The sequence below is a fragment of the Micromonospora chaiyaphumensis genome (genome assembly GCF_900091435.1).
Taxonomy (GTDB): domain Bacteria; phylum Actinomycetota; class Actinomycetes; order Mycobacteriales; family Micromonosporaceae; genus Micromonospora; species Micromonospora chaiyaphumensis.
The window spans coordinates 30,279-57,048 of record NZ_FMCS01000014.1; the positions used below are offsets into that span (position 1 = coordinate 30,279).

The following is a 26,770-nucleotide window of genomic DNA, read 5'->3' on the forward strand; positions in this document are numbered from 1 at the left end:
GCATACGGCGCGAGCCATTCTGCCCGGACCGCGCACTCATGAGAGGTCCACGCAGACGTTGGTGAGCTCGGAGTAGAAGTCGAGCGAGTGCACCCCGCCCTCCCGGCCGATCCCGGACGCCTTCACCCCGCCGAACGGCGTGCGCAGGTCGCGCAGGAACCAGGTGTTCACCCAGACGATGCCGGCGTCCAGCCGGGACCCGGCCCGGTGCGCCCGGCCCACGTCCCGGGTCCAGACCGTCGCCGCCAGGCCGTAGTCGGTGCCGTTGGCCAGGGCGTACGCCTCGTCCTCGTCGTCGAACGGCGCCACGTGCACCACCGGGCCGAAGATCTCCTCGCGGTTGGTGCGGGCGTCCGGGCCCAGCCCGGTGAGCACGGTCGGCTGCACGTACGCGCCGCCGTCGCGGGCATCGCCGAAGCGCGGCGTCCCGCCCCCGGCACGCACCTCGGCGCCCTCGGTGCGGGCCAGCTCGTAGTGGCCGAGCACCTTGTCCCGGTGGGTGTGCGAGATCAGCGGCATGTTCACCGTGGCCTCGTCGGCCGGCCAGCCGTACGCCAGCTCGTCGGCGCGCTTGGCCAGCCGGGCCGTGAACTCCTCGAAGACCGGCCGCTGCACATAGATCCGCTCGGTGCAGAGGCAGACCTGGCCGCCGTTGGTGAAGCTGGACCGGACCGAGCCGGCGACCGCCGCGTCGAGGTCGGCGTCGGCGAAGACCAGGCCGGCGTTCTTGCCGCCCAGTTCGAAGCTGACCGCCTTCACCCCGTCGGCGGCGGCGCGCATGATGGCGCTGCCGGTGGCCGACTCCCCGGTGAAGGTGATGGCGTCGACGCCCGGGTGCCGGGTGAGGTGCTCACCGGCCGAGCCGGGGCCGAAGCCGTGCACGAGGTTGAACACGCCCTCGGGCACGCCCGCCGCGGCCATCACCTCGGCGAGCAGGGTCGCCGACGCCGGGGTCTCCTCGCTGGGCTTGACCACCACGGCGTTGCCGCAGGCCAGGGCCGGGGCGACCTTCCAGGTGAGCAGGAGCAGCGGCAGGTTCCACGGCACGATGATCGCGACCACGCCGACCGGCTTGCGGACCGCGTAGTTCAGCGCCCGGCCGCCGGTGGGGGTGACCGTGGTGAACGACTCGGTCGGCGCGGTCGCCACGATCTCGGCGAACGCCCGGAAGTTGGCCGCCCCGCGCGGGATGTCCAGCGTGCGGGCCTGCGAGATGGCCTTGCCGGTGTCGGCCACCTCGGCGGCGACCAGGTCGTCGAAGCGGCGCTCCAGCTCGTCGGCGACCCGGCGGAGCACCTCGGCGCGCTCCCGCTCCCCCATCCGGCCCCACGGGCCGCGCAGCGCCGCCCGGGCCGCGGTGACCGCGTCGTCCACGACGGACTCGCCGGCCTCGACCACCTCGAAGACCGGCTCGCCGGTGACCGGGCTGCGCTTGGTGAACCGCGGGCCGGCGTCCACGAAGGAGCCACCGACGAAGTTGCGCAGCAGGCCGGGGCCGTCCGGCGCGTGCCCGGCCATCAGCCGGGGATCCCAGAGCGTCATCCTCGCCTCCCTCGGCCGAGCGCCACCGCCGCCCCGGCCAGCGCCGCCACCGCGCCGGCGGCCACCGCCCCCACCGCCCGGTACTGGCGGCGCACCCGGCGGCGCACCTCCGCGTACGGGGTGGTGGAAAACGAGACCAGCTCGTACTGCGAGACGTAGCGGCCGGGCAGGGCGCGCTCCAGCGCGTGCTCGATCTTCTTGCGGGTCTGGAACACCGGCGAGGCGACCTTGTCCCGCATCTCCACGAAGTTGGTCAGCGCCATCCGGGCGATGGCCTCGGCGTTGGCCTGCCGGCGGTGCTGGAACAGCGGCAGTGCCGACGCCCAGTGGTCGCCGCACTCGTCCAGGCAGCGGTCCAGCTCGACCACGTCCTCGAACGCGCAGTTCGCGCCCTGGCCGTAGAACGGCACGATGGCGTGCGCCGCGTCGCCGAGCAGGCCCACCCGGCCGTCGAGCTGCCACGGGGTGCAGCGGACCGTGCCGAGCACCCCGACCGGGTTGTGCTGGTAGTCGTCGACCAGGTTCGGGGCGAGCGGGACCAGGTCCGGGTAGTGGGTGGCGAAGTACCGCTCGATGGCGGCCGGGCTGCCCAGCGAGGCGAAGCTCTGCGTGCCGTGCGTCGGCCAGAACAGCGTGCAGGTGAAGGAGCGGTCCGGGTTGGGCAGCGCGATCATCATGGAGGTGCCGCGCGGCCAGATGTGCAGCGCGCCCGGGTCCAGGGCGAACTCGCCGCCGATCGGCGGGATGGTGAGTTCCTTGTAGCCGTAGTCGAGGAAGTCCAGGCTCTCGGTCAGCGCCCCGTACGCGAGGAGTTGCCCGCGCACGGCGGAGCCGGCGCCGTCGGCCCCCAGCACCACCGAGGCGATCTCGGTGACCTTGCCCTGCGGGGTCTCGAAGGTCATCTCGCCGGTGGCCGGGTCGAGCCCGACGAGCCGGTGGTCGAAGGCGATCCGCACACCGGGCAGCGCGGCGGCGGCGTCGAGCAGCGCGTTGTTCAGCGCGCCCCGGCTGATCGAGTTGATCGCCCGGTCACCGGAGACGCTGTACGACTGGAACTGCGGCTCGCCCTCCACCGGGTGGATCATCCGGCCGCGCATCGGCAGCGCGTCGGTCATCACCTGCTGGTCCAGCCCGATCCGGCGCAGCGCGTCCAGGCCGCGCTCGGAGAGCGCCAGGTTGATCGAGCGGCCCCGCTCGACCGTCCCGGTGCGCGGGTCCGGCCGCCGCTCGTAGAGGGCGACCGGGTAGCCGCGCCGGGCCAGGAAGCAGGCCAGCAGGCAGCCGGCCAGCCCCGCGCCGACGACGGCGATCTCCTCGCGTTCCGTACTCATGAGGTGGCCTCCACCGTCGCGGCCAGCGCGTCGGCGACCCGCCAGCAGTCGTGGTACGTCGAGTAGAGCGGCACCGGCGCGAACCGCACGATGTCCGGCTCCCGGGCGTCGGCGATCACGCCGTGCTCGTGCCGCAGCCGCTTGGTCAGCTCGTTGGCGCTGCCCGCGCCGATCCGCACGGAGAGCTGGCAGCCCCGGCGGGCCGGGTCGCGCGGGGTGACCACGGTCAGCGGCCGGTCGGCGGTCACCTCGTCGAGCAGCCCCTCCAGGTAGCCGGTGAGCCGGAGGCTGCGCTCGCGCAGCGCGGGCATGCCGACCGAGTCGAACAGCTCCAGCGAGGTGCGCACCGGACCCATCGCGAAGATCGGCGGGTTGGAGATCTGCCACGCCTCGACGGTGGCCGGCGGCCGGGACACCGGGGTCATCTCGAACCGGGTGGCCGCCTCGGTGCTCCACCAGCCCTCGAAGCGTGGGAGCCCGGGGTCGCCCAGGTGGCGCTCGTGGACGAAGACGCCGCCCAGCGCCCCCGGCCCGGAGTTCAGGTACTTGTAGGAGCACCAGGCGGCGAAGTCCACGTCCCAGTCGTGCAGCGCCAGCGGCACGTTGCCGGCGGCGTGCGCCAGGTCCCAACCCACCACCGCGCCGGCGGCCCGCCCGGCGGCGGTGATCGCCGGGATGTCCATCAGCTCGCCGGTCAGGTAGTTGACCCCGCCGAGCAGCAGCAGCGCCACGGTCTGCCCCTCGGCGGCCAGGAAGTCGACGACGTCCGCGGTCCGCAGGGTGTCCTCGCCCGGGCGCGGCTTGAGCCGCACGACGGCGGTGTCCGGGTCGAGGCCGTGGAAGCGGGCCTGGCTGCGCACCGCGTAGCTGTCCGAGGGGAAGGCGCTGTCCTCGATGACGATCCGGGTCCGCTCCCCCGCCGGCCGGTAGAAGCTCACCATGAGCAGATGCAGGTTGACCGTGAGGGAGTTCATCACCACGGTCTCCGCGGGGCGGGCGCCGACCAGTCGCGCGGCCGGCGCGGTCAGGAGCTCGTGGTACGGCAGCCAGGGCCGTTCCGCCTCCAGGTGCCCCTCCACGCCCAGCCGCCGCCAGGCGTCCAGGTCGGCGAGGAGTTCCTCCCGGGTGGCCCGGGGCTGCAGGCCCAGCGAGTTGCCGGCCAGGTACGCCACCTCGGGGTAGCGCCCGCCATCGGCCGGCGGCACGAGGAACAGGTGCCGGTGGCCGGGGTCGGCGGCGTCGCGGGCGTGCGCGTCTTCTTCGGGGGTGTGCATGCTGCTCTCTCCGGTCACATCGCGGTACGGGCCGACCACAGCTCCGGGAAGACCACCCGGGCCATGCTCCGCTGCAACCAGGCCAGCCCGGCGGAGCCGCCGCTGCCGACCTTGGCGCCCATCGAACGCTGCACCGCCTTGATGTGGTGCCAGCGCCAGTCGCCGAACCGTTCGGCCACCTCGGTCAGCGCCTCGCCGAGCAGGCGCAGGTGGTTGTCGGGGCCGCCGTCGGCGTAGATGCGCACCCAGGCCGCCTCGACGGCGGGGTGCGTCTCGTGCTCGGTCGCCACGTCCCGCTCCAGCAGGTCGTCGGGCAGCTCGAAGCCGCGCCGGGCGAGCAGCGCGACCACGTCGTCCCACAGGCTCGGGGCGGCCAGCGCGGCGGTCAGCTCGGCGTGCACCTCGGTCTGCCGGCGGAACGGGCGGATCAGCGCCGGATCGCGGAGGCCGAGCACGAACTCCAGCTGGCGGTACATGGCCGACTGGAAGCCGGAGCCCTCGCCGAGCCGGTCCCGGAACCGGTTGAAGTCGGCCGGGCTCATCCAGCGCAGCCCCTGCCAGGCGGCGTTGAGGCCCTCCAGGTGCAGGGCGGCGCGGCGCAGCGGTGGGAGCGCGTCCCAGACCCGGTTGGCCCGCAGCTCGCGCTGCGCGTGGCGCAGCTCGTGGCAGGTCAGCTTGAAGTACAGCTCCATGATCTGGCTGACCATGAGGAAGGACATCTCGCCCGGGTCGTCGCTGAGCGGCTGCTGTAGCTGGTGCAGCGTGCTGGCGTGGACGTACGCGTCGTAGGGCACCCGGTCGGCGAACTCCAGGGTCGGCTCGCCGCCGTTGCGCGCCGCGCGGACCGCCCGCTGCTGCGGGGTCGCCGGCCGCACCGCCGTCGTCTGTTCCACCGTCATCTCCCTCCGTACGCCGGGGTAGACGACATGATGCCGCTGGTTGATCCGCAGATGGAATGCCTGTTCAACGGCGGTACGGTGGTCTCACCTGTCACGCCGAAGGCGTGTCCGGCCCTCGACTTCACGGAAGAAAGGTCACCGCGTGGACGACATGGACTGGGCGCTGCTGCGCGAGCTCCAGGCGGATGCCCGGCTCTCCTACAGCGAGCTGTCCCGCCGGGTGCACCTGTCCCCGCCGGCGGTGGCCGAGCGGGTACGCCGGCTGGAGGAGTCCGGGGTGATCACGGGCTACCACGCGCACGTGGACCTGACCCGGGCCGGCCGGACGGTGCTCGCGCTGATCCGGATGTCCTGCTACGGGTCCCGCTGCATCCTCAACGACCCCGCGGTGGCGGACTGGCCGGAGATCATGGAGATTCACCGGATCACCGGCGACGCGTGCAGCATGCTGAAGGTGGCCGCCGGCACGATGGGCGAGTTCGAGGAGGTCATCGACCGCCTCGCTCCGTACGGCCAGCCGTCCAGCACCATGGTGCTCTCCACCCCGCTCGACTGGCACCCCGTCACGCCGCTCCCGCCGCCCGGAACGTCCCCGGCCGGCCGGCGCCGCTGACCGCCCCCGGGTTTGCCCCCAGGTCAGGGGGAATGCAGCCCGCGCTGCCCGTCAGCAGGATTCCGGTGCGCCGCACCGGAAGGGGGGAATCATGCGAGGGCTTCTGTCACACCGCGCGCTCCTGGCCGTTCTGGGGCTTCTCGGTCTCGTCGCGGCGTTCGTCCTGACCACCGCCTCGCCGGCCCGCGCCGGGGAGAACGTCTTCGTCGAGGTCACGCCGAACAGCGTCCAGGCCGGCTCCCGGGTCAGCATCCGGGCCAGTTGCGACAACAACAACGACCGGCAGGCCCAGGTCACCTCGGACGCCTTCGGCCGGGTGATGCTCCGGCCGGACAACGGCTTCCTCACCGGGGCGGTCACGGTGCCCGGGAACAAGGCGCCCGGCGACTACCCGGTGAACCTGGACTGCTCCAACGGGCAGACCGCCTCCACCATGCTCACGGTGCTGAACATGGCCCAGCCGAGCAAGGGCCCGGCGACCGGCGGTGGTGGCACCGCGGGCGGCCGGGGACCCGGCTCGCTGCTGCTGGTCGGCGGCCTGGTCGCGGTGGCCGTGGTGGCCGGCGTCGGCGCCCGCCGCAAGACCGGTAGCCGCTTCTGACGAGGTGCGGCCATGGCCCGCTCACCGCGCCGCCGGGGCCGGCACCGGGCCGGGTCCCGGGTCGGGACCGGCCTGCGGCTGGTGTCCCGCGCCTCGCGCCGGTTCGCCCGCGCCGCCGGGCACGCCTTCTCGGCGAGCGTCACCACCGCCGACCCGCAGGCCCGCCCGGTGCCGCCGGCCCGGCAGGCCGCGGCCGGCGGCCGCTGGCGGTACGCCGTCCGGCGCGGCCCCGGCGCCCCGGTGCTGGTGGTCGCGGCGGTGATGGCGCTGATCGTCGCCATGCTCGGGGTGGAACGGGTGACCGGCATCAGCGTGCTGCCCGCACAGCTCACCGCCGGGCTGCGCCCGCCGCCGAAGAAGTTCCCGGTGCTGTCCGGCAGCCCGCCGACCGACCTGACGATCAACAAGATCGACCTGCGGGCGCCGGTCCACCGGGTCGGCATCGCGCCGGACGGCAGCATCGCGGTGCCGGACGTCGGGCGGGCCGGCGAGGTCGGCTGGTACGACCAGGGGCCCACCCCGGGCCAGTACGGCCCGGCCGTCATCGTCGGGCACGTCGACACCACCACCGGGCCGGCCGTCTTCCACGACCTCAAGGACCTCGACGACGGCGACCGGATCGAGGTGACCCGGCAGGACCGGTCGGTGGCCGTCTTCGAGGTGACCTCGATCGAGCGGTACGGCAAGGAACGGCTGCCGGTGGGCGAGGTCTACGGCGACTTCAGCCGGCCCAACCTGCGGCTGATCACCTGTGGCGGGCGCTGGGTGGGCGGCGAGACCGGGTACGCGGACAACCTCGTGGTCTACGCGTCGCTCGTGAAGGCCCGGTGACCGCCGCTCAGGCCGCCTCGGGCTCCGGCTCGCGCAGGTCGAGCCAGTCGGCCCAGCGCGGGTCGGGCGCCCGGTGGCCGAGCACCCGCCATGCCGTGCCCTTCGGGGCCGCCGGCAGGTTGTGCAGCCGCCAGCCCAGCTCGGCCGGCGTCTTGTCGCCCTTGGTGTGGTTGCAGCGGGCGCAGGCGGCGACCACGTTCTCCCAGGCGTGCCGGCCGCCCCGGCTGCGCGGGAAGACGTGGTCGATGGTCTCCGCCGGGCCGCGGCAGTAGGCGCAGCGCCAGCCGTCCCGGGCGAAGATCGCCCGGCGGGAGAGCCCGACGTGGGTGCGGTAGGGGACCCGGACGTAGCGGGTCAGCCGGACGACCGACGGCACCGGGAGCGCGTTGCGCGCGCTGTGCAGCATGCCCTCGCCGTCGGCCACGCAGACGGCCTTGGCAGAGAGGACGAGGATCGCGGCGCGACGCACCGACACGACACACAGGGGCTCGTAGGTGGCGTTGAGAACGAGTGCACCGGAGCCCACCGCGGGTCGTATGTCAGGCATCGTGCTCACCCTCCCGGTCCAGCCGCTCCTGCCGCCGCTGCGCCGGGACCGCCCCGCGGGCAGCGGGGAACGACACCGACGCCGGCCGGATCACCGACGTCCGTTGCGCCAATAGTCCCTGATCGCGCCCCGGATTGCACGCACTAATCCGGGGTACCCTCGTGAAGCTTTCTCCGCCCGTGCCAAGATGACCGGTTCCGCCCGCGATGATCGGTCCGCCGCCCCGCGGGCGGGAGCCGGGCGGGTCGGCAGCAGGCGCCCAGCGGCGTTGCGGTACGAAAGCAGGGTGAGTCCCGCCAACCTGCTGCTCCACGCGCTGTCCGCCGTCGACCCCAGCCCGTCCCCGTCTCCGTCCGCCGACTGCCGCTCCGACACCTGGTGCAAGAACGTCTGGGACATCACGGGCTCGGCCTGGTTCGCCGAGGGCAGCTACTGGATCGTCCTGAAGCCGCTGCGGATCGCGCTGATCCTGCTGCTCGCCGTGGCCGCCCGCTGGGCGCTGCACCGCACCATCAACCGGCTGGTGCGGACCACGACCGAGGGCGCGGTGCCCACCATGCTCCGCCCGCTGCGGGAGCGGATCCCCAGCGCCACGCTCGACCCGGAGCAGTTCGTGCCGGAGCGGCGGCGGCAGCGCGCCGAGGCGATCGGCTCGGTGCTGCGCAGCATGGTCACCGCGTTCATCTTCGGCATCGCCCTACTCATGGTGCTCAAGGAGTTCAGCTTCGACCTGGCCCCGCTGCTGGCCAGCGCCGGCATCGCCGGCGTGGCCCTCGGCTTCGGCGCGCAGAGCCTGGTCAAGGACCTGATCGCCGGCCTGTTCATGCTCATCGAGGACCAGTACGGCGTGGGCGACACCGTGGACCTGGGCGAGGCGACCGGCGTCGTGGAGGCCGTGGGCCTGCGGGTCACCACGGTCCGGGACGGCCGGGGCGTGCTCTGGTACATCCGCAACGGCGAAATCGTCCGGGTGGGCAACAAGAGCCAGGGCTGGGCCCTCGTCGTGGTCGACCTGCCCATCGGCTTCGCGGGCACCGAGGAGGCCACCGCGGTGCTGCGTACGGCGGCCTCGTCGGTCGCGCTGGACCCGGAGCTGGCGTCGCAGATCGTCGAGGAGCCGGAGGTGCTCGGCGTCGAGCAGATGACGGTCGACGGGGCGGTGATCCGTACCGTCGTCAAGACCACCGCCGACGGGCAGTTCGCGGTCGGCCGCGAGCTGCGCCGCCGGCTCGCCGAGGCGCTGGAGAACTCGGGCATCACGGCGCGGATCGCGGCGGCCCGGCTCTATCCCGGGCTCCCGGCCCGCGCCCCGGCCGGGGGCGAGACGGGGACCGGCGGGGCCACCTGACCTGGGCCGCCGGTCGGCTCGCCGGGCCGGCCGATTTTCGGGGGTCGCGCACCGCGCGGCCCCTCGGGTATCGTCCGTTCGTTCAGTCGGAGATGCGACGATCAATCCGTTCACCCTAGCCAGTTGTCAGACGATCGGGCAGAATCCGGTGAACACGCTCCCCTGGGGAGCGTGCTCGTGTCCTCGCTGATCCGTAGATCTGACGACGGTTTCCAGGTCAGGCCATCACGAGTGGCGACCCGGAGACGATGGAGGCGACGGTGTCCGACGAGCGACCCGCCCTGGAGGGCCCGGCCACCTTCCGCGAACTGTTCAGCCTCGTGGAATTCCGCGTCCTCTTCACGGCAAGCGCTCTGTCCTGGATCGGTGACTACGTGGCGAAGGCCGCGGTCACCGTCCTGGTCTACCGGCAGACCGACTCGGTGGCGCTCTCCGCCGCCGCCTTCGCGGCCAGCTACCTGCCCTGGCTCGTCGGCGGCCCGCTGCTCTCCGCGCTCGCCGAGCGCTACCGGTACCGGCAGGTCATGGTGGCCTGCGACCTGGTCCGGATGGCCCTGATGGTGCTGGTCGCCCTTCCCGGGATGCCACCCTGGGCGATCCTGGCCCTGATCTTCGCCGCAACCCTGGCCAACCCGCCGAGCCAGGCCGCCCGGTCGGCGCTGATGCCCCAGATCCTCGCCGGTGACCGGCTGGTGGTCGGCCTGTCGGTCTCCGCGAGCACCGGGCAGGCCGCCCAGGTCCTCGGTTACCTGCTGGGCGCGGCGGTGGCCGCGGTCAACCCGGCCGCCGCGCTGCTGATCAACGCCGCCACCTTCGGCTTCTCCGCGGCGCTGGTCCGCTTCGGCCTGCACGACCGGCCGCCGGCCATGACCGAGGCGCACCGCAGCCACCTGCTGCGGGAGACCGCCGAGGGCTTCGCGCTCGTCTTCGGTCGCCCGGTGCTGCGCGCCATCGCCGTGCTGGTGTTCAGCGCGATGCTCTTCTCGATCGTCCCCGAGGGGCTCGCCGCGGCCTGGGCCGCCGAGCGGGCCGGGGACGGCATGGACACCGGCACGGCCCAGGCCGTCATCATGGCCGCCAACCCGGTCGGCTACGTCCTGGGCGGGCTCGTCGTCGGGCGGCTCGTCGCCCCGGCCCGCCGGCTGGCCCTCATGCGGCCGCTGGCGGTGATCGCTCCGGCGGTGCTGGTCCCGGCGCTGCTCGACCCGCCGCCGATCGTGGTGGCGCTCCTCGCCGCCGCGTGCGGCTTCGCGGTGGCCGGGCTCATCCCGGTCGCGAACGGCCTCTTCGTCCAGGTGCTGCCCGACGGCTACCGGGCCCGGGCATTCGGCGTCATGGCCAGCGGCACCCAGATCATCCAGGGCGCCGCCGTGCTGGCCACCGGGGCGCTCGCCGAGCGGTTCGCCATCCCGTCCGTGGTCGGTGCGTGGAGCGCCGCGGGCGTGCTGCTCATGGTCCTCGCGGTGCTCACCTGGCCGCGCCCGGCGACCATCGAGGCGGCCGTCGAGGCCGCCCGGGTGGAGTCCGGCGCCACGGCCGCCAAAGGCGAGCGCTGCGGGCACTCCCCGGTCCGGGGGTCGACGGCGGGCGACCGGCCGGGCGAGCGCAGCCGCCGCCGGCACGCGGTGACCTGACTCCCGCTGCGGCGGTGGGCGCGGGCCGGCTCGGAGCGGCACCTGGCAGGATGGGTGGCGTGACTTCCCCAGGCGAGTCGATGACCCTCTTCGAGGCGATCGGCGGCGAACCCGCCTTCCGCAAGCTCGTGGACGAGTTCTACGCCGGTGTCGCCACCGACCCGCTGCTGCGGCCGATGTACCCGGAGGAGGACCTCGGGCCCGCGGCGGACCGGCTGACCCTCTTCCTCATCCAGTACTGGGGCGGCCCGCACACCTACTCGGAGCAGCGCGGCCACCCGCGGCTGCGGATGCGGCACGCCCCGTTCCGGATCGGCGCCGTCGAGCGCGACGCCTGGCTGCACCACATGCGGCGGGCGGTGGACCGGCTGGACCTGCCGCCGCAGCTCGCCGCCGCGCTCTGGGACTACCTGGAGCGGGCCGCCTATTTCATGGTGAACGTGATGGAGGACCCGGCGGCCGAGGGCTGACCGGCGCCGGGGTGGCGCCCGGCCGTCAGAGCAGGGCGCCCTCGTCGTGCAGCCAGTCGACGAAGGTGGTCGCCACCGCCGCGCCGCAGTCGAGCATCTCGACCAGCAGCGCGTCGTGGGTGCCGGCGCCGAGCGGGACCTGGAGCTCCGCGTAGATGGGCAACTGGCCGCGCTCGGTCGGGTCGCCGATGTAGGCCTTGCAGAACCGCCGGGTGTGGTTCCACTCGTTGACCACCCGGTAGGCGCGGTCGGCCCAGTCCGGCGGGACCGTCGCGTGCGGCCGGGCCCGCATCACGAGGATCTCGTCCTCGGGGCCCTCCAGGGTGACCAGCACGGCGTGCCGCTCCCACATGGCCAGCAGGTTGCCGTCGCCGTCGGCCAGGTAGCGCACGTCGAGCAGGTCGAGCGCGTCGCAGACCCGGCGGAGGGTGACCGGGGCGACGGTCGCCGGCATGTCGACGATCACGGGCCGCTCCGCGGCCGCCGCGTCGTCCCCCGGCTGACGGGGGGTCGGTGGTCCGACCCGGACGGTGTCCTCCACTGTGATCCCGCTTCGAGTTTCCGAGTCGCCGCCGCCTCCGGCGGGACCTGGGCGCCATGACCACCACGGCATCGCTCGCGCACCTCACTCCCCAGCGGATCCAGCCGCCTACGGTGCGTTGGATCCGAGGATGGACGGTACCCGGACAGCCGGGATGAGGCATCCCCCCAACGGCCGCCCCAAACCGGAAGAACGAACAGGGGTCATCCGTTCGGATGAACTCCGATGGGCGTCAGGGCGAGGTCGGCGACCTTCCGCGACCAAGCCGCCCCGTACGGTCCGACGAGCCCGACCCAACGGCCGGCGACGCGTACCTGAACGTCGCCGTCGCCGAGGAAGCCCATCCGGACCAGCCCCTGCACCAGCCGCTGGGGCACCTCGACGGGGGCGTCGGGCACCGCGTCCGGGGTCACCACCACGGCGACGTGGTCCAGCAAGGCGTCCCGCAGCGCGCGCTGGCCCACCGCCCGGCCCGCCACGCCGTGGGTGGCCGCCTCGCGCAGCGTCCCGGCCGCCGCGGCGGCGATCCGTCGGACCTCGGTGGCGGGCAGCGCCTCCACGGCCCGGCTGGCCGCCGGCGGCAGCGGCCAGCGCCACCCGTCGTCCCGGCGCCGGGGCAGCGCGTCGCCGCCCGCCGACAGCTCCGCCAGCAGCTCCCCGGCCGCCACCGTGACGTCGCCCGGCGCCGTGCCGGGGACGGTCCGGACCACGAGCACGTCCCACGGCAGGCGGGCCCAGAGGGCGGTGCGCCCGGCCCCCGGCACCGGCCGGAGCCGGACCAGGGTGGCCGGGTCCAGCCGGACCAGGCGGGCCAGGAAGGCGCCCGCGTCGGCCACCCCGTCCAGCCCGTGCCCCGCGGCCGGCGTCGTCATGCCGGGTGCCCGGGCGCGTACCGGAGCAGGAAGGCCCGCTCGTCGGCGGAGATCCGGCGGGGGCGCTGCGCGGCCAGGTCGAACGGGACCAGCACCGAGCGGGCCCGGCTCGCCAGCACGTCGCGGTCGTAGAGCTCGTAGGCGACGGTGAACGAGGCCGCCCGGATCTCCTCCACCCAGAGCTCGATCCGGACCGTGGGGGCCGCCTCCGCGGTGGCCCGGCCCAGCGCGTAGTCGACCGGGCGCAGGTAGTCGACCTCGTGCCGGCGGATGACCACCCCGTCGGCGAACGAGTCGACGCCCCACGCCCGGCCGCCGGCGAACATCATGGCCACCCGCGCCTCCTCGTAGAGGGTGAGGAAGCGTGAGTTGTTGACGTGGCCGTACGCGTCCAGGTCGGACCAGCGCAGCGTGCAGTCGTAGACGAACCGGTCAGTCACGGGTGAGCTTGCGGTACGTCACCCGGTGCGGCCGGGCGGCCTCCGCGCCGAGTCGGTCGATCTTGTTCTTCTCGTACGCCTCGAAGTTGCCCTCGAACCAGAACCACCGCGCCGGGTTCTGGTCGTCGCCCTCCCAGGCCAGGATGTGCGTGGCGACCCGGTCGAGGAACATCCGGTCGTGGGAGATGACCACGGCGCAGCCCGGGAACTCCAGCAGCGCGTTCTCGAGGCTGCCGAGCGTCTCGACGTCGAGGTCGTTGGTCGGCTCGTCCAGCAGGATGACGTTGCCGCCGATCTTGAGGGTCAGCGCCAGGTTGAGCCGGTTCCGCTCGCCGCCGGAGAGCACCTTGGTCGGCTTCTGCTGGTCCGGGCCCTTGAAGCCGAACGCCGCGATGTACGCCCGGGACGGCATCTCGACCTTGCCCACGAGGAGGTGGTCCAGCCCGTCGGAGACCGTCTCCCAGACCGTCTTGTCGCCCGCCAGGCCGGCCCGGCTCTGGTCGACGTAGGACAGGGAGACCGTCTCGCCGACCCGGACCGAGCCGGCGGTCGGCTCCTCCAGGCCCACGATGGTCTTGAACAGGGTGGTCTTGCCGACGCCGTTCGGGCCGATCACGCCGACGATGCCGTTGCGCGGCAGCGAGAAGCTGAGGTCGTCGATGAGCACCCGGTCGCCGAACGCCTTGACCAGGTTCTTGACCTCGATCACGGTGTTGCCCAGGCGCGGGCCCGGCGGGATCTGGATCTCCTCGAAGTCCAGCTTGCGGGTCTGCTCGGCCGCCGTGGCCATCTCCTCGTAGCGGTCGAGGCGGGCCTTGGACTTCGTCTGCCGGGCCTTCGCGTTGGAGCGGACCCACTCCAGCTCCTCGTCGAGGCGCTTCTTCATCTTGGCGTCGCGCCGGCCCTCGACCGCCATCCGGGCGGCCTTCTTCTCCAGGTACGTGGAGTAGTTGCCCTCGTAGCCGATGGCCCGGCCCCGGTCCAGCTCCAGGATCCAGCCGGCCACGTTGTCGAGGAAGTACCGGTCGTGGGTGATCGCGATCACCGTGCCGGCGTACTTGGCCAGGTGCTGCTCCAGCCACTGCACGCTCTCCGCGTCCAGATGGTTGGTGGGCTCGTCGAGCAGCAGCAGGTCCGGCGCCTCCAGCAGGAGCTTGCACAGCGCGACCCGGCGGCGCTCACCACCGGAGAGCTGGGTCACGTCGGCGTCCGGCGGGGGGCAGCGCAGCGCATCCATGGCCAGTTCGAGCTTGGAGTCGACGTCCCAGGCGTCGGCGTTGTCCAGCTCCTCCTGGAGCTTGCCCATCTCCTCCATCAGCTCGTCGGAGTAGTCGGTCGCCATCTGCTCGGCGATCTTGTTGAACCGCTCCAGCTTGGTCTTGATCTCGGCGACGGCCTCCTCGACGTTGCCGAGGACCGTCTTGGCGTCGTTGAGCGGCGGCTCCTGGGCCAGCATGCCGACCGTGTAGCCGGGCATGAGCCGGGCCTCACCGTTGCTCGGCTGGTCCCAACCTGCCATGATCTTGAGGAGGCTGGACTTACCGGCGCCGTTCGGACCGACCACACCGATCTTGGCCCCCGGCAGGAAGTTCAGCGTCACGTTGTCGAGCACGACCTTGTCGCCGTGCGCCTTGCGCGCCTTTTCCAGGACGTAGATGAACTGGGCCACGGTGCGGGCTACCTCCGTCGGTTGCGATCGCGAGCTGGCGGGCGCGGGCGCGGGCCGCGAGGTCCGCCCGCCGCCGCCGGCCGGGGCCGGCCGCGCGCACGCCATCGTCAATCCTGACAGGTACGCCCCGCTCCGCCCACATCACCCCGCCCCGGCGCGTGTGGCGGGCCCGGCTGTCGACAAGATCACGAAGGAGGTTCGACCGGCGTGGGACGGGTAGGGAACTCCGGCACGGGGCAACAGAGGCCGCAGCTACGCTCAGTACGCTCATCGCGGTGGACCCGTCAGCAACCCGGAGGTGGCCGATCGTGACCGTCCGTAGCTCCTTTGTCGTGGTGGCGAACCGACTGCCGGTCGACGAGGTGAGCACACCCGAAGGGCGGCAGTGGCGACGCAGCCCGGGCGGCCTGGTGACCGCGCTGCACCCGGTCCTCGCCGAGCACCAGGGCACCTGGGTGGGTTGGGCCGGCGGCACGGGCGCCGCCCCCGAGCCCTTCGACCTGGAGGGGATCCGGCTGCACCCGGTTCCGCTGAGCGCCGAGGAGCTGGAGCGCTACTACGAGGGGCAGTCCAACGCGACGATCTGGCCGCTCTACCACGACGCGGTCGAGACTCCGGCGTACAAGCGGCGCTGGCGCGAGGCGTACCGCCTGGTGAACGCCCGGTTCGCGGAGGCCGCGGCGGACGTCGCGGCCGAGGGCGCCACGGTCTGGGTGCAGGACTACCAGCTCCAGCTGGTGCCGGCCATGCTCCGCGAGTTGCGGCCGGACCTGCGGATCGGGTTCTTCCTGCACATCCCGTTCCCGCCGATCGAGCTGTTCATGCAGATGCCGTTCCGCACCGAGATCCTGCGCGGGCTGCTCGGCGCCGACCTGGTCGGCTTCCAGCAGCGGCTGGCGGCGCAGAACTTCGTCCGGCTGGCCCGGCACCTGCTCGGCCTCCGCTACGAGGGGCAGATGATCCAGGTCGACGGCCGGCAGGTGAAGGCCGGCGCCTTCCCCATCTCGATCGACACCCGGGAGATGGAGCGGCTGGCCGAGGACCCGGCGATCCAGGCCCGGGCCAAGCAGATCCGCGAGGAGCTGGGCAACCCGAAGACGATCATCCTGGGCGTCGACCGGCTCGACTACACCAAGGGCATCGAGCTCCGGCTGAAGGCCTTCCGCGAACTCCTCGCTGACGGAAAGTTGACAGTCCCCGACGCGGTTATGGTGCAGGTCGCCACGCCGAGCCGCGAGCGCGTGGAGCACTACCAGGCACTTCGGGTGAAGGTGGAACGCGAGGTCGGCCGGATTAATGGCGAATTCGGACGGGTCGGCGTGCCGGCGGTGCATTATCTGCATCAGTCGTACAGTCGCTCCGAACTGGCCGCGATGTACGTCGCGGCCGACGTGATGATGGTGACCCCGCTGCGAGACGGAATGAATCTGGTGGCCAAGGAGTACGTCGCATCGCGCGCCGACCAGGGCGGCGCGCTCGTGCTCAGTGAGTTCGCCGGCGCCGCCACCGAGCTGCGCCAGGCGTTCCTGTGCAACCCGCACGACCCCGACGCGGTCAAGGACGCGCTGCTGCGCGCCGTGCACGTCGAGAAACCCGAGGCCCGCCGCCGGATGCGGATAATGCAACGCCACCTGCGCAGCCACGACGTCGGCCACTGGGCCAAGTCCTTCCTGACCGAACTCGGCGTGCCCGATGCGGAGGCGGCGTGAGTTCTCCTGCCACCACCACTCCGTCCGGCGGAGTGATGGATCCCGAGCTGCGTGCCGCCATCGGCCGGATCGCCCGGGTCCCCCAGCTCCTGGTCGCCTGCGACTACGACGGCACCCTCGCGCCGATCGTCGAGGACCCGAGCAAGGCCGTGCCGCTGCCCGAGTCGGTCGCCGCGGTCCGCGCCCTCGCGTCCCTGCCGCAGACCAGCGTCGCGGTGGTCTCCGGCCGCGCGCTCCGCGACCTGGCCACGCTGTCCCGGCTGCCCAGCGAGGTGCACCTGGTCGGCAGCCACGGCTCCGAGTTCGACATCGGCTTCGTCGAGCGGCTCACCCCGGAGCTGATCGCGGTCCGGCACCGGCTCCGCAACGAGCTGCGCGAGATCGCCGCGGCCCACCCGGGCGTACGCCTGGAGCGCAAGCCGGCCAGCGTCGCCGTGCACACCCGCGGGGTCGACCCGCAGATCGCGGCCGCGGCCATCGAGGCCGTCCGCAGCGGCCCCGCCACCTGGGAGGACGTGACCGTCACCCAGGGCAAGGAGGTCATCGAGCTGTCGGTGGTGGCGACCCACAAGGGCACCGCGGTCGACCAGCTCCGGACCCAGCTCGCGGCCAGCGCGGTGCTGTTCATCGGCGACGACGTCACCGACGAGAACGCCTTCGGCAACCTGCACGGGCCCGACGTCGGCATCAAGATCGGCCCGGGTGACACCCAGGCCGACTACCGGGTGGCCGAGCCGATCGAGGCGGCCCGGGCGCTGGGCCTGCTGCTGGAGACCCGGCGGCACTGGCTGTTCGGCGAGCGGGCGGTGCCGATCGAGCGGCACTCGATGCTGGCCAACGGCCGCACGGTCGCGCTCGTCACGCCCGAGGCCAAGATCACCTGGCTGTGCCACCCGAAGCCGGACTCGGCGGCGATCTTCGCCGACCTGGTCGGCGGCAGCCCGGCCGGGCACTTCACCGTCGGCCCGCAGCGCGGTGGCATCCCGCTGGGCCAGCGCTACCGCAGCAACACCATGACGGTGGAGACCCGCTGGTCCGGCCTGACCGTGACCGACTGGCTGGACCTGCCGGCCAGGGAGACGACGCCGGACGGCCCGGCGATCGTCACCGGCGACTCGACCCTGGTCCGGGTGCTCAGCGGCACCGGGCGGGCCCGGATCGAGTTCGCCCCGCGGCCCGAGTTCGGTCAGGTCGCCGTGCAGCTCCAACCGCTGGACGACGGGCTGCTGGTGCTCGGTTCCAACGAGCCGGTGGCCCTCTACTCGCCGGGCGTCGAGTGGGAGGTCACCAGCGACGCCGGCTACGAGACCGCCAAGGCCGTGGTGGACCTGTCGGCCGCCGGCGGCCAGGTGGTGCTGGAGCTGCGCTTCGGCACGCAGAGCCTCGAACACCACCGGGTGCCGGTCCACGAGCGGCAGGCCGCCGCCGAGCAGCCCTGGAAGGACTGGGTGGCCTCGCTGCGGCTGCCCGCCACCGCCCGGGACCTGGTGGCCCGCAGCGCGCTCACCCTGCGCGGGCTCTGCCACGAGCCGACCGGCTCGATCCTCGCCGCGGCGACCACCTCGCTCCCCGAGGAGCTGGGCGGCGTCCGCAACTGGGACTACCGCTACTGCTGGCTGCGGGACGCGGCCATGACCGCCCGCGCGCTGGTCGACCTCGGCTCCACCGAGGAGGCCGAGGGCCTGCTGCGCTGGGTCGACGGCGTCATCGACCGCACCGGCGGGCACCCGGAACGGCTGCACCCGCTGTACACGGTCGACGGCTACGAGCTGGGCGCCGAGGCGGTCATCGACACCCTGCCCGGCTACGCCGGCTCCCGGCCGGTCCGGGTCGGCAACCTCGCCAACCACCAGCTCCAGCTCGACGTCTTCGGCCCGGTCGCCGACCTGATCGCCGCGGTGGCCGACGCCCGGGGCTCGGTGCGCGACGACGAGTGGCGGGTGCTGGAGAACATGGTCGAGGCGGTCCGCCGCCGCTGGCACGAGCCCGACCACGGCATCTGGGAGGCCCGTCTCCCGCCCCGGCACCACGTCTTCTCCAAGGTCATGCTCTGGATGACCGTCGACCGGGCGCTGCACGTGGTGCGGCAGCACGGCGGCGAGGACCGGCCGGAGTGGGTCGAGCTGCGCGACCGGATCGCCGACAACGTGCTGGAGCACGGCTGGCACCCGGAGGCCGAGGCCTACAGCGTCGCCTACGGCTACGAGGAGATGGACGCCTCGTCGCTCTGGATCGGCATCTCGGGGCTGCTCGCCGGGGACGACCCGCGCTTCCTGTCCACGGTGCTGAAGATCGAGGCGGAGCTGCGCAGCGGCCCGGTCGTCTACCGGTACCACTGGGACGACGGCCTGCCCGGCCGGGAGGGCGGCTTCCACATCTGCACGGCGTGGCTGATCGAGGCGTACCTGCGCACCGGCCGGCGCACCGACGCCGAGGAGCTGTTCGCCCAGATGGTCGACACGGCCGGGCCGACCGGGCTGCTCCCCGAGCAGTACGACCCGCTCGCCGAGCGCGGGCTGGGCAACCACCCGCAGGCCTACAGCCACCTCGGGCTGATCCGCTGCGCCCTCATGCTGGACAACATGCTCAAGCAGTGACCTGAGCGGCGGCACGACGGCGGCCCGGGAGCGGTTGGTCCCGGGCCGCCTGCCTGCTCGGGGTTCAGGTGTCGAGCGCCCCGACCACGTCCCCGATCACGACGATGGCCGGTGGGCGGAGGCCGGCGGCCGCGACGTCGTCGGCAACCGTGCCCAGGGTCGAGCGGAGGGTCCGCTGGCCGCTGGTGGTGCCCTCCTGGATCACCGCGGCCGGCGTCCGCGCGGGCCGGCCGTGCGCCACGAGGGTGGCACTGATCGCCGCGAGGTTCTTCAGGCCCATGAGGATCACCAGGGTGCCGCGCAGGCCCGCCAGGGACTCCCACCGGACCAGCGAGGCCGGCGAGTCGGGCGCCACGTGCCCGGAGACCACGGTGAACTCGTGTGCCACCGCCCGGTGGGTGACCGGCACCCCGGCCGCCGCGGGCACCGAGATCGCGCTGGTCACCCCGGGCACCACGGTCACCGGGACGCCCGCCTCGGCACAGGCCAGCAGCTCCTCGCCGCCCCGGCCGAAGACGTACGGGTCGCCGCCCTTGAGGCGGACCACCACCTTCCCGGCGCGGGCGCGGTCCACCAGGATCCGGTTGATCTCCTCCTGGGCCCGCGACGGCCCGTACGGGATCTTGGAGGCGTCGACCAGCTCGACGTCCGGCCGCAGCTCGTCGAGGAGCAGCCCGGGGACGAGCCGGTCGGCGACCACCACGTCCGCCTCGGTGAGCAGCCGCCAGCCCTTCACGGTGATCAGCTCGGGGTCGCCCGGTCCCGCGCCCACCAGCGCCACCCGGCCCACCTGCGCGGCGTCGGTGTCGGACTCGCCGGGAGCCGGCACGCTCGGCCGTCCCGGCACGGCACCGCCGGCCTCCGCGTTCGGCTGTCCGGCGCGGGCGGCCAGCAGGTCGCGCACCGCGTCCCGCACGCTCATCGCGCGGCGGGGGTCGCCGCCGCCCAGCACGGCGACCGTCACCGGGCCGTGCCGGGTCACCGCCGGGGTCCACGCCGTCGCGGCCGCCCGGTCGTCGGCGCGGACGCAGAAGATGCGCCGCTCGGCGGCGGCGGCGCTGACCGCGGCCGCGGCCGCCCGGTCGTCCACGGCCACCTGGACCAGCCAGGCGCCGTCCAGGTCGTCGGGCACGAACCGGCGCGGCTCCCAGTGCAGCCGGCCGGCGTCCACGTGCGCCCGCAGCGCCGGGGTCAACTCCGGCGCCACCAGCAGGACGTCCGCGCCGGCGTCGAGCAGCGCCGGCACCCGCCGGGTGGCCACCGCTCCCCCGCCGACCACGACCACCCGCCGGCCGGCCAGCCGCAACCCCAGCGGGTACGGGTTGCCGGTCACTTCTCGGCCACTCCCGCCGAGTCGAAGGTGGCGACCTCGTGCAGCACCCGGACGGCGCCGGTGACGACGGGGAGCGCGAGCAGCGCGCCGGTGCCCTCGCCGAGCCGCAGCCCGAGGTCGATGAGCGGGTCCAGGCCGAGGTGCCGCAGCGCCGCCGTGGCGCCCGGCTCGGCCGAGCGGTGCCCGGCGACCATGGCACCGACCGCGTCCGGCGCGAACGCGGCGGCCGCCAGTGCGGCGCTGACCGCGATGACGCCGTCCAGCAGCACGGGCACGCGGCGCGCCGCGGCGCCGAGGACCAGCCCGGCCAGCGCGGCGTGCTCCAGGCCGCCGACCGAGGCGAGCACCCCCAGCGGGTCGGCCGGGTCGGGGGCGTGCCGGTCCAGCGCGGCCCGCACCACGCCGACCTTGCGGTCGTACGTCTCGTCGTCCACGCCGGTGCCCCGCCCGGTCGCCGCCGCCGGGTCGACCCCGGTGAACGCGGCGATCAGCGCGGCGGCCGGGGTGGTGTTGCCGATGCCCATGTCGCCGGTGAGCAGGATGCCCGCCCCGGCGTCGACCAGGTCCCCGGCCACCCGGATGCCGGTCTCCACCGCCGCGCGGGCCTCGTCGCGGGTGAGCGCGGCGGTGACCGTCAGGTCCCGGGTGCCGGGACGCACGTTCGCGGCGACCAGGCGCGGGCCGGCCGGGTCGGCGGTGGGGTCGACCGGCAGCGGGGTGGCCACGCCGACGTCCACCACGGTGACCGAGGCGCCGGCCTGCCGGGCGAACGCGTTGACCACCGCGCCGCCGGCCAGGAAGTTGCCGATCATCTGGGCGGTGACCTCCTGCGGCCACGGGGTGACGCCCTGGGCGTGCACGCCGTGGTCGCCTGCGAAGATCGCCACCGCGGCCCGCTCGGGCAGCGGCGGCGGGCAGGTCCCGGCCAGGCCGGCGAGGCGTACGGACAGCGGTTCCAGGGCGCCCAGCGAACCGGCGGGCTTGGTGAGCCGGCCCTGGAGTTCGCGGGCCGCCGCCATGGCGGCCTCGTCGAGCGGGCGGATCGCCGCGAGGGTGGACTCCAGCATCATGCCTCCAGGATCTCCGCCAGCACGTCGGTGAAGGCGTCGGTCGTCGCCGGATCGCGCACCGCGATCCGCAGCCAGTCCGGGCCCAGCCCGGGGAACGTGTCGCCGCGGCGGACCGCCCAGCCGCGCTCGCGCAGCCGCTCCCGCACCGCGGCGGCGCCGGGCAGGTGTACCAGGACGAAGGCGCTGGCGGGACGGCCGGCGACGCGTACCCCGGGCAGGCCGGACAGGCGGGTCACCAGGTGGTCGCGGTCGGCGGCGAGCCCGGCGGCGATGGCGCGCTCGGCCGCCACGGCGGCCGGGGACGCGCAGGCGGCGGCGGCGGCCAGCGCCGGTGTGGAGACGGCCCAGAGCGGCTGGGCGGCGGCGAGCCGGGCGAGCAGCGGCGGTTCGCCGAGCAGGTAGCCGATCCGCAGCCCGGCCAGCCCCCAGGTCTTGGTGAGGCTGCGGACCACCAGAAGGCCGGGCAGGTCACGGCGGGCGGCGAGCGACTCGGGCTCGCCCTCGACGCCGGGGGCCGCGGTGGTGTCGGCGAACGCCTCGTCGACCACCAGCACCCGGCCGGGGCGGGCCAGCGCGGCGACCGCCTCGGCGGGGTGCAGCACCGAGGTGGGGTTGGTGGGGTTGCCGAGCAGCACCAGGTCGGCGTCGGCGGGCACCCGGGCCGGGTCCAGCCGGAAGTCGTCGCCCGCGTCGAGCAGCACCCGCTCGACGGTGTGGCCGGCGGCCCGCAGGGCGGCCTCCGGCTCGGTGAACTGCGGGTGCACCACCACCGGCCGCCGGGCCTCGCGCAACGCCCGGGCGATCAGCACGAAGCCCTCGGCGGCGCCCGCCGTGAGGAGTACCTCTTCCGGGGTACGCCCGTGCCGGGCGGCCACGGCGGCCCGGGCCGGCCCGGGATCGGGGTACGCGGCCAGCCCGCCGAGCGCCGTGACCAGCGGGTCGGCCAGCCAGTCCGGCATCGGGGCGCGGCGGACGTTGACCGCGAGGTCGACCAGACCGGGTGTGGCCTCGGCATCTCCGTGGTGGCCGAGGTCGGGCTCGTCCGCCGGAGCGGCGGTCCCGATCAGCTGAGCACGCATGTCCGCGATCCTGCCGGGAAGCCGCCGCCCGGGACAGCGGATCCCGGCGTGGGCCGCGTCACCACCGCTGAACCCCCTCGCCCGTTTATGAATTCTTCTCATTTCCGAATCGGAAATGTCATAGCTTGACCATGTGAGCAACCGACCCCTTGCCTCCGCTGGTCGTGCCGTGCCTCTCCTCCGCGCCGGGCTCATCGCCGGCATCGTGGTCGCCGCCGCGGCCTATCCGCTGGCCGCCGTCACCGGCATCGGCGCCAAGGCCACCGCACACGCAGTGGAGCAGAAGACCAACATCCTCAAGACCGCGCTGCCGGCCGAGACCTCGTACCTCTATGCGCCGGACGGCAAGACCGTGCTGACGATGTTCTACGAGGAGTACCGGCAGTACACCAAGATCGAGGACATGTCGCCGAACATCCAGCAGGCGATCGTCGCCGCCGAGGACAACCGCTTCTACCAGCACCACGGCGTCGACCCGAAGGGCGTGGCCCGCGCCTTCGTGTCCAACGCCCGGTCCGGCGGTGTCTCCCAGGGCGCCTCGACGATCACCATGCAGTACGTCCGGATGGCCCTGCGGGACAGCGCGAAGACGCCGAAGGAGGTTCAGGAGGCCACCCAGCAGACCAGCCTGCGCAAGGTCAAGGAGATGCGCATGGCGCTGGACATCGAGAAGCACGTCAGCAAGGAGCAGATCCTCGAGCGCTACCTCAACTCGGCCTACTTCGGCCACCGGGCGTACGGGATCTACGCGGCCTCGCAGATCTTCTTCTCCAAGACCCCGGCCACCCTCACCCCGGTCGAGGCGGCCACCCTGGCCGGCCTGGTCAAGTCCCCTTCGGAGTACGACCCGATCACCTCCGACCAGAAGGACGCCACCGGCCGCCGCAACTACGTGCTCGACAACATGGCCCGCCTCGGCTACCTCTCGCCGGACGCCGCGGCGGCGGCCAAGGCCGAGCCGATCAGGCTGCGGCTCACCAACCCGCCCAACGACTGCGCCTCGCTCCTCGAGAAGTACCGGGCGACCTGGGGCTTCTACTGCGACTACCTGAAGAACTGGTGGAGCGCGCAGCCGGCGTTCGGGGAGAACCGGCTGGAGCGGATGGACAAGCTGCGCCGGGGCGGTTACCGCATCGTGCTCGCCCTCGACCCGAAGATCCAGGAGGCGGCGGAGAAGAACGTGGGCGCGAAGGACGGCACGGGCAGCCCGTTCGCCAACGGGATCGTGGTCGCCGAGCCGGGCACCGGGCGGATCAAGGCGATGGCGGTGAACCGGAACTACTCGCTCGACCTGAGCGAGAACCCGAACAGTTCCAACCCGGAGGCCGGCCCGAAGGTCAAGGCGAACTATCCGAACACGGTCGCGCCGTTGCTCGGCGGGGGCTCACTCCCCGGCTATCAGGCCGGATCGACGTTCAAGATGTTCACGATGCTCGCCGCGCTCAACAACGGGACGAAGCTCTCCGACACCATCAACTCGCCGTACCGCTACCAGTCCAAGGTCTATGACGGGTGGGCGCCGTCGAACGCCAGCGGCGCGATGACCGGCGTGCAGACCATGTGGTCCGGCTTCGGCAAGTCGGTGAACACCTTCTTCGTCCAGCTGGAGGAGCAGATCGGCGCGGAGAAGGGCGTGCGCCTGGCCGAGCAGCTCGGGCTGCGCTGGCGTACCGACGTGGACCGCGAGCACGCCGCGCCGGACAAGGCGAACAAGTGGGGCGCGTTCACCCTGGGCGTCTCCGACGCCACGCCGCTGGAGATGGCCAACGCGTACGCGGCCATCGCCGCCGACGGGCGGTACTGCGAGGCGATCCCGGTCAACTCGATCATGAACCGGGACGGCACGCCGGCCATGTACAAGACCGCCGGTGGGGTGGAGCGCGAGGTCGCCAAGCCGCGGTGCCGGCAGGTGGTCAGCGCCGACGCGGCCCGCGCGGCCACCGACGCGGCCCGCTGCCCGACGGGCGACACCCCGGCCAGGGGCGGCTGCGGCGGCTGGTCGACCGCGGACAGCGTGCGGGGCACGGTCGGCCGCCCGGTCGCCGGCAAGACGGGTACCACCGACAGCACCCGGTCCGCCTGGTTCGCCGGCTACACGCCGGAGCTGGCCGCGGCGAGTTTCATCGCGGACCCGGACAACCCGTTCAACGCGGTGGGTGACGGGTTGTCCCAGGTGCCCGTCAACGCGGTGGCGGAGACGCTGCGCGACGCGCTCAAGGGCAAGCCCACCCGCCAGTTCACCCCACCGTCCGACCAGATCGTGGGCTGACCCACGCTGGACGGCCCGGGGGTGCGCCCGGGCCAGTTGATCAAGAGGTTTGCGCGCGGAATCCCTCGATTCCCGACGCAGACCTCTTGATCAACGTCGGGGGGTCAGCGGAGGTCGGCCGAGACGAAGGACCAGAGTTCCAGGTCGACCCGGGCGCCGTGGACGAAGCCGGCGTTGCGGAGGAGGCCCTCGTAGCTGAAGCCGGCCTTCTCCGCCACCCGGCGGGAGGCGACGTTGCCGGGGGCGACCCGCAGCTCGACGCGCTGGAAGCCGTGCTCCAGGAGCAACGCGATGGCGACCGCGTCGACCGCCTCGGCGGCCAGGCCGTAGCCCCGGGCGTGCGGGGCGATGGCGTAGGACACCTCGGTGAGCCGGGCACCCCAGTCGGTGCGGCGGGTCCAGAGGCAGCCGACCACCCGCCGGTCCTCGCGGCGGACCACCGCCCAGTGGTCGCCGTCGCCGCTGTCGCGGCGCTGCCGGGCCAGCTCGGTGCACCAGGCCCGCCCGTCGATCTGCCCCGAGGAGTCGGCCAGCGGCAGCCACCGCTGGGTCTGCCGGTCCGCGAACACCTCGTCGATCGCCCCGGCGTCGGCCACGACGAGCTGGCGTACCTCGGTGCGCGGGGTGCTGACGGTCAGCGCCGGGAACCGGCGCACCGCCACCTGCCCGATCACGCCGGGGCCTCCGCGGGGGCCACGGCCGCCGCGACGAGCCGGGCCGCGACGTCCGGGTACGCGGCCCAGTGCGGCACGAGCTGCGAGGCGTGCACGCCCCGCCACACGAAGCCCTCCGGGGCGCCACCCTCCCAGCGCCAGGCCGCCCGCTCGCCGGCCCGCGGGGTGAGCACCGCGGCGTGCTGCTTGTGCCCCACCACCGTGGTGCCCGCCCGGGCCACCACGCTGTCGCCGGCCGCGGTCGCCTCCCGGTAGCCGACCACCAGGCCGTCCCGGCTGGCGCCCACCGCGTCGAGCACGCCGCACATGGGCCGGCCGTCGAGCTCCCGGGCCAGCCAGAGCAGGCCGGCCCCCTCGGCGACCACCGGGCGACCGGTGCGGGCCAGCTCGGCCACCGCGATGCAGAGCCGGCGGTTGGCGGAGAGCTGCTCCGCGTACGTCTCCGGGAGCCCGCCGCCGACGACCAGCGCGCGGGTGCCGGCGGGCAGCGCCTCGTCGCGCAGCGGGTCGACGGTGACCACCTCGGCGCCGGCGGCGCGCAGCAGCTCGGCGGTCTCCGGGTGGCTGTAGCTGCCGCCCGGACCGCCGGCCAGCGCGACCACCGGCCGCTCCCCGGCGGGCGGGCCGGCCGGCTCCGGCGACCAGGGCGCGGCGGTCAGCTCCGGGGCGGACCGGGCCAGCGCCAGCAACCGGTCGAGGTCGACCGTGGCGGCGACGCCCTCGCCGAGCCGGCGCACGGCCCGCTCGGCCTCGGCGTCGCGCTGGACCACCGGCACCACGCCGTGCCGGCGGGCGGGCAGCACCGGGGGCAGCTCGTGCCGGCGCAGCGCGCCGTAGACCGGCACCCCCACGTCGTCGAGCGCCTCGCGCAGCATGGCCTCGTGCCGGGGCGAGGCCACCCGGTTGAGGATCACGCCGCCCAGCCAGAGCTGCTCGTCGTAGGCCCGGAAGCCGTGCACCAGGGCGGCCACCGACTGGCCCATGGCGGCCACGTCGACCACCAGCACGACCGGGCTGCGCAGCGCGGTCGCCACGGCCGCCGTGGACTCGGTCTCCGGCCGGCCGGCGATCGAGTCGTAGAGCCCCATCGTGCCCTGGACCAGCGCGAACCCGGCCCCGGCCGCGCCGTGCGCGAAGAGCGGGGCGACCCGCTCCGGGCCGACCAGCCGCGGGTCGAGGTTGCGCCCCGGCCGCCCGGCCGCCAGCCCGAGGTAGGCGGCGTCCACCTGGTCCGGCCCGAGCTTGAAGCCGGCGACGTCCAGCCCCCGGTCGGCGAGGGCCGCGAGCAGGCCGAGCGAGAGGGCACCGGTGCCGTGCCCCGAGGAGGGCGCGCTCAGCACGACGCGCGGCACGACGGTCATCATCGACTCCTGCTCTGGGGTGGTTTCCGCCCGCGTGACCATACCCGTCCCGACCGACGCGCGGCG

The 26,770-nt window shown here is 73.9% G+C and carries 23 protein-coding genes; 9 read left to right on the top strand and 14 right to left on the bottom strand.

Annotation, left to right across the window (positions count from 1 at the left end):
* Window positions 1-36: 36 nt before the first annotated feature.
* Genes GA0070214_RS28740 through GA0070214_RS28755 form a run of 4 tightly spaced genes read right to left on the bottom strand, consistent with a single transcriptional unit; the run spans window position 37 to window position 5,046 of the window.
* Window positions 37-1,518 carry a 2-hydroxymuconic semialdehyde dehydrogenase gene (locus GA0070214_RS28740; protein WP_091269775.1) on the bottom strand — a complete coding sequence of 494 codons (1,482 nt, stop codon included), beginning with the start codon at window positions 1,516-1,518 and terminating at the stop codon, window positions 37-39.
* A 20-nt stretch (window positions 1,519-1,538) separates the two neighbouring features.
* Entirely contained in the window at window positions 1,539-2,873 is a 1,335-nt protein-coding gene (locus GA0070214_RS28745; RefSeq protein ID WP_091269660.1) for an FAD-dependent oxidoreductase, read from the bottom strand.
* Window positions 2,870-4,147 carry a kynureninase gene (gene kynU, locus GA0070214_RS28750; protein ID WP_091269776.1) on the bottom strand — a complete coding sequence of 426 codons (1,278 nt, stop codon included), beginning with the start codon at window positions 4,145-4,147 and terminating at the stop codon, window positions 2,870-2,872. The genes GA0070214_RS28745 and kynU overlap by 4 nt, the downstream gene beginning before the upstream one ends.
* 14 nt (window positions 4,148-4,161) lie before the next feature.
* Entirely contained in the window at window positions 4,162-5,046 is an 885-nt protein-coding gene (locus GA0070214_RS28755) for a tryptophan 2,3-dioxygenase (RefSeq protein WP_091269661.1), read from the bottom strand.
* A 142-nt stretch (window positions 5,047-5,188) separates the two neighbouring features.
* On the opposite strand from GA0070214_RS28755, the gene GA0070214_RS28760 reads away from it, so the two are divergent.
* The 3 genes from GA0070214_RS28760 to GA0070214_RS28770 all read left to right on the top strand — a co-directional run bounded on the left by GA0070214_RS28760 (window position 5,189) and on the right by GA0070214_RS28770 (window position 7,091).
* Window positions 5,189-5,659, top strand: a complete 471-nt coding sequence (locus GA0070214_RS28760; RefSeq protein ID WP_091269662.1) for an Lrp/AsnC family transcriptional regulator — start codon at window positions 5,189-5,191, stop codon at window positions 5,657-5,659.
* Window positions 5,660-5,750: 91 nt separating this feature from the next.
* Window positions 5,751-6,260: a hypothetical protein gene (locus tag GA0070214_RS28765; protein ID WP_091269663.1), complete on the top strand. Its 510-nt coding sequence runs from the start codon at window positions 5,751-5,753 to the stop codon at window positions 6,258-6,260.
* Between the two features lie 12 nt (window positions 6,261-6,272).
* Window positions 6,273-7,091 carry a class F sortase gene (locus tag GA0070214_RS28770; protein WP_091269664.1) on the top strand — a complete coding sequence of 273 codons (819 nt, stop codon included), beginning with the start codon at window positions 6,273-6,275 and terminating at the stop codon, window positions 7,089-7,091.
* Window positions 7,092-7,098: 7 nt separating this feature from the next.
* Here GA0070214_RS28770 and GA0070214_RS28775 read toward each other — a convergent pair whose 3' ends face one another.
* The gene (locus GA0070214_RS28775; RefSeq protein ID WP_091269665.1) at window positions 7,099-7,638 is read right to left on the bottom strand and encodes an HNH endonuclease; all 540 of its coding nucleotides are present in this window, start codon (window positions 7,636-7,638) and stop codon (window positions 7,099-7,101) included.
* Between the two features lie 286 nt (window positions 7,639-7,924).
* Between GA0070214_RS28775 and GA0070214_RS28780 the strand changes: the two genes are divergently transcribed.
* The 3 genes from GA0070214_RS28780 (at window position 7,925) to GA0070214_RS28790 (ending at window position 11,090) form a co-directional block, all read left to right on the top strand.
* Window positions 7,925-8,986, top strand: coding sequence for a mechanosensitive ion channel family protein (locus GA0070214_RS28780; RefSeq protein ID WP_244167894.1), 1,062 nt, complete (start codon window positions 7,925-7,927; stop codon window positions 8,984-8,986).
* Between the two features lie 248 nt (window positions 8,987-9,234).
* Window positions 9,235-10,620 carry an MFS transporter gene (locus GA0070214_RS28785; protein ID WP_091269667.1) on the top strand — a complete coding sequence of 462 codons (1,386 nt, stop codon included), beginning with the start codon at window positions 9,235-9,237 and terminating at the stop codon, window positions 10,618-10,620.
* An 80-nt stretch (window positions 10,621-10,700) separates the two neighbouring features.
* Entirely contained in the window at window positions 10,701-11,090 is a 390-nt protein-coding gene (locus tag GA0070214_RS28790) for a globin (protein ID WP_208602946.1), read from the top strand.
* A gap of 25 nt (window positions 11,091-11,115) precedes the next feature.
* Here the strand turns inward: GA0070214_RS28790 and GA0070214_RS28795 are convergent, their stop codons facing one another.
* From GA0070214_RS28795 to ettA, 4 genes are all read right to left on the bottom strand, one after another.
* Window positions 11,116-11,703, bottom strand: a complete 588-nt coding sequence (locus tag GA0070214_RS28795) for a type III secretion system chaperone family protein (protein ID WP_091269669.1) — start codon at window positions 11,701-11,703, stop codon at window positions 11,116-11,118.
* A gap of 131 nt (window positions 11,704-11,834) precedes the next feature.
* Window positions 11,835-12,503 (bottom strand): DUF8185 domain-containing protein, encoded by a 669-nt coding sequence (locus GA0070214_RS28800; RefSeq protein WP_091269670.1) that lies wholly within the window; start codon window positions 12,501-12,503, stop codon window positions 11,835-11,837.
* A complete protein-coding gene (locus tag GA0070214_RS28805) occupies window positions 12,500-12,943 on the bottom strand; it encodes an acyl-CoA thioesterase (protein WP_091269671.1) in 444 nt (147 codons plus the stop codon). Before GA0070214_RS28805 ends, GA0070214_RS28800 begins: the two co-directional genes overlap by 4 nt.
* Entirely contained in the window at window positions 12,936-14,612 is a 1,677-nt protein-coding gene (ettA, locus tag GA0070214_RS28810) for an energy-dependent translational throttle protein EttA (RefSeq protein WP_091269777.1), read from the bottom strand. Before ettA ends, GA0070214_RS28805 begins: the two co-directional genes overlap by 8 nt.
* 308 nt (window positions 14,613-14,920) lie before the next feature.
* Here ettA and GA0070214_RS28815 point away from each other — a divergent pair, with 308 nt between their 5' ends.
* Window positions 14,921-16,321 (top strand): alpha,alpha-trehalose-phosphate synthase (UDP-forming), encoded by a 1,401-nt coding sequence (locus tag GA0070214_RS28815; RefSeq protein ID WP_091269672.1) that lies wholly within the window; start codon window positions 14,921-14,923, stop codon window positions 16,319-16,321.
* Window positions 16,322-16,356: 35 nt separating this feature from the next.
* Window positions 16,357-18,918, top strand: coding sequence for a trehalose-phosphatase (gene otsB / locus GA0070214_RS28820; RefSeq protein ID WP_091269673.1), 2,562 nt, complete (start codon window positions 16,357-16,359; stop codon window positions 18,916-18,918).
* A 64-nt stretch (window positions 18,919-18,982) separates the two neighbouring features.
* Here otsB and cobA read toward each other — a convergent pair whose 3' ends face one another.
* From cobA to cobC, 3 genes are read right to left on the bottom strand one after another with little or no spacing between them, the layout of a single operon-like run.
* Entirely contained in the window at window positions 18,983-20,251 is a 1,269-nt protein-coding gene (gene cobA / locus GA0070214_RS28825; RefSeq protein WP_091269674.1) for a uroporphyrinogen-III C-methyltransferase, read from the bottom strand.
* Window positions 20,248-21,318 carry a nicotinate-nucleotide--dimethylbenzimidazole phosphoribosyltransferase gene (gene cobT, locus GA0070214_RS28830; protein ID WP_091269675.1) on the bottom strand — a complete coding sequence of 357 codons (1,071 nt, stop codon included), beginning with the start codon at window positions 21,316-21,318 and terminating at the stop codon, window positions 20,248-20,250. Before cobT ends, cobA begins: the two co-directional genes overlap by 4 nt.
* The gene (gene cobC, locus GA0070214_RS28835; protein ID WP_091269676.1) at window positions 21,318-22,400 is read right to left on the bottom strand and encodes an Rv2231c family histidinol phosphate aminotransferase CobC; all 1,083 of its coding nucleotides are present in this window, start codon (window positions 22,398-22,400) and stop codon (window positions 21,318-21,320) included. The genes cobT and cobC overlap by 1 nt, the downstream gene beginning before the upstream one ends.
* A gap of 133 nt (window positions 22,401-22,533) precedes the next feature.
* On the opposite strand from cobC, the gene GA0070214_RS28840 reads away from it, so the two are divergent.
* On the top strand, window positions 22,534-24,669 hold the full coding sequence (locus GA0070214_RS28840; protein WP_091269677.1) for a transglycosylase domain-containing protein: 2,136 nt from the start codon (window positions 22,534-22,536) through the stop codon (window positions 24,667-24,669).
* A gap of 104 nt (window positions 24,670-24,773) precedes the next feature.
* Here the strand turns inward: GA0070214_RS28840 and GA0070214_RS28845 are convergent, their stop codons facing one another.
* Window positions 24,774-25,343: a GNAT family N-acetyltransferase gene (locus tag GA0070214_RS28845; RefSeq protein ID WP_091269678.1), complete on the bottom strand. Its 570-nt coding sequence runs from the start codon at window positions 25,341-25,343 to the stop codon at window positions 24,774-24,776.
* Window positions 25,340-26,704: a cobyrinic acid a,c-diamide synthase CobB gene (locus GA0070214_RS28850; RefSeq protein WP_091269679.1), complete on the bottom strand. Its 1,365-nt coding sequence runs from the start codon at window positions 26,702-26,704 to the stop codon at window positions 25,340-25,342. The genes GA0070214_RS28845 and GA0070214_RS28850 overlap by 4 nt, the downstream gene beginning before the upstream one ends.
* Window positions 26,705-26,770: the final 66 nt, after the last annotated feature.

What these genes read in the sequence shown, in the direction of transcription:
- GA0070214_RS28740 (WP_091269775.1), bottom strand. Translation starts at nt 1,518, where the DNA reads ATGGCCGGGCACGCGCCGGACGGCCCCGGCCTGCTGCGCAACTTCGTC.
- GA0070214_RS28745 (WP_091269660.1), bottom strand. Translation starts at nt 2,873, where the DNA reads ATGAGTACGGAACGCGAGGAGATCGCCGTCGTCGGCGCGGGGCTGGCC.
- kynU (WP_091269776.1), bottom strand. Translation starts at nt 4,147, where the DNA reads ATGCACACCCCCGAAGAAGACGCGCACGCCCGCGACGCCGCCGACCCC.
- GA0070214_RS28755 (WP_091269661.1), bottom strand. Translation starts at nt 5,046, where the DNA reads ATGACGGTGGAACAGACGACGGCGGTGCGGCCGGCGACCCCGCAGCAG.
- GA0070214_RS28765 (WP_091269663.1), top strand. Translation starts at nt 5,751, where the DNA reads ATGCGAGGGCTTCTGTCACACCGCGCGCTCCTGGCCGTTCTGGGGCTT.
- GA0070214_RS28770 (WP_091269664.1), top strand. Translation starts at nt 6,273, where the DNA reads ATGGCCCGCTCACCGCGCCGCCGGGGCCGGCACCGGGCCGGGTCCCGG.
- GA0070214_RS28775 (WP_091269665.1), bottom strand. Translation starts at nt 7,638, where the DNA reads ATGCCTGACATACGACCCGCGGTGGGCTCCGGTGCACTCGTTCTCAAC.
- GA0070214_RS28785 (WP_091269667.1), top strand. Translation starts at nt 9,235, where the DNA reads ATGGAGGCGACGGTGTCCGACGAGCGACCCGCCCTGGAGGGCCCGGCC.
- GA0070214_RS28790 (WP_208602946.1), top strand. Translation starts at nt 10,701, where the DNA reads ATGACCCTCTTCGAGGCGATCGGCGGCGAACCCGCCTTCCGCAAGCTC.
- GA0070214_RS28795 (WP_091269669.1), bottom strand. Translation starts at nt 11,703, where the DNA reads ATGCCGTGGTGGTCATGGCGCCCAGGTCCCGCCGGAGGCGGCGGCGAC.
- GA0070214_RS28800 (WP_091269670.1), bottom strand. Translation starts at nt 12,503, where the DNA reads ATGACGACGCCGGCCGCGGGGCACGGGCTGGACGGGGTGGCCGACGCG.
- otsB (WP_091269673.1), top strand. Translation starts at nt 16,357, where the DNA reads ATGGATCCCGAGCTGCGTGCCGCCATCGGCCGGATCGCCCGGGTCCCC.
- cobT (WP_091269675.1), bottom strand. Translation starts at nt 21,318, where the DNA reads ATGCTGGAGTCCACCCTCGCGGCGATCCGCCCGCTCGACGAGGCCGCC.
- cobC (WP_091269676.1), bottom strand. Translation starts at nt 22,400, where the DNA reads ATGCGTGCTCAGCTGATCGGGACCGCCGCTCCGGCGGACGAGCCCGAC.
- GA0070214_RS28850 (WP_091269679.1), bottom strand. Translation starts at nt 26,704, where the DNA reads ATGACCGTCGTGCCGCGCGTCGTGCTGAGCGCGCCCTCCTCGGGGCAC.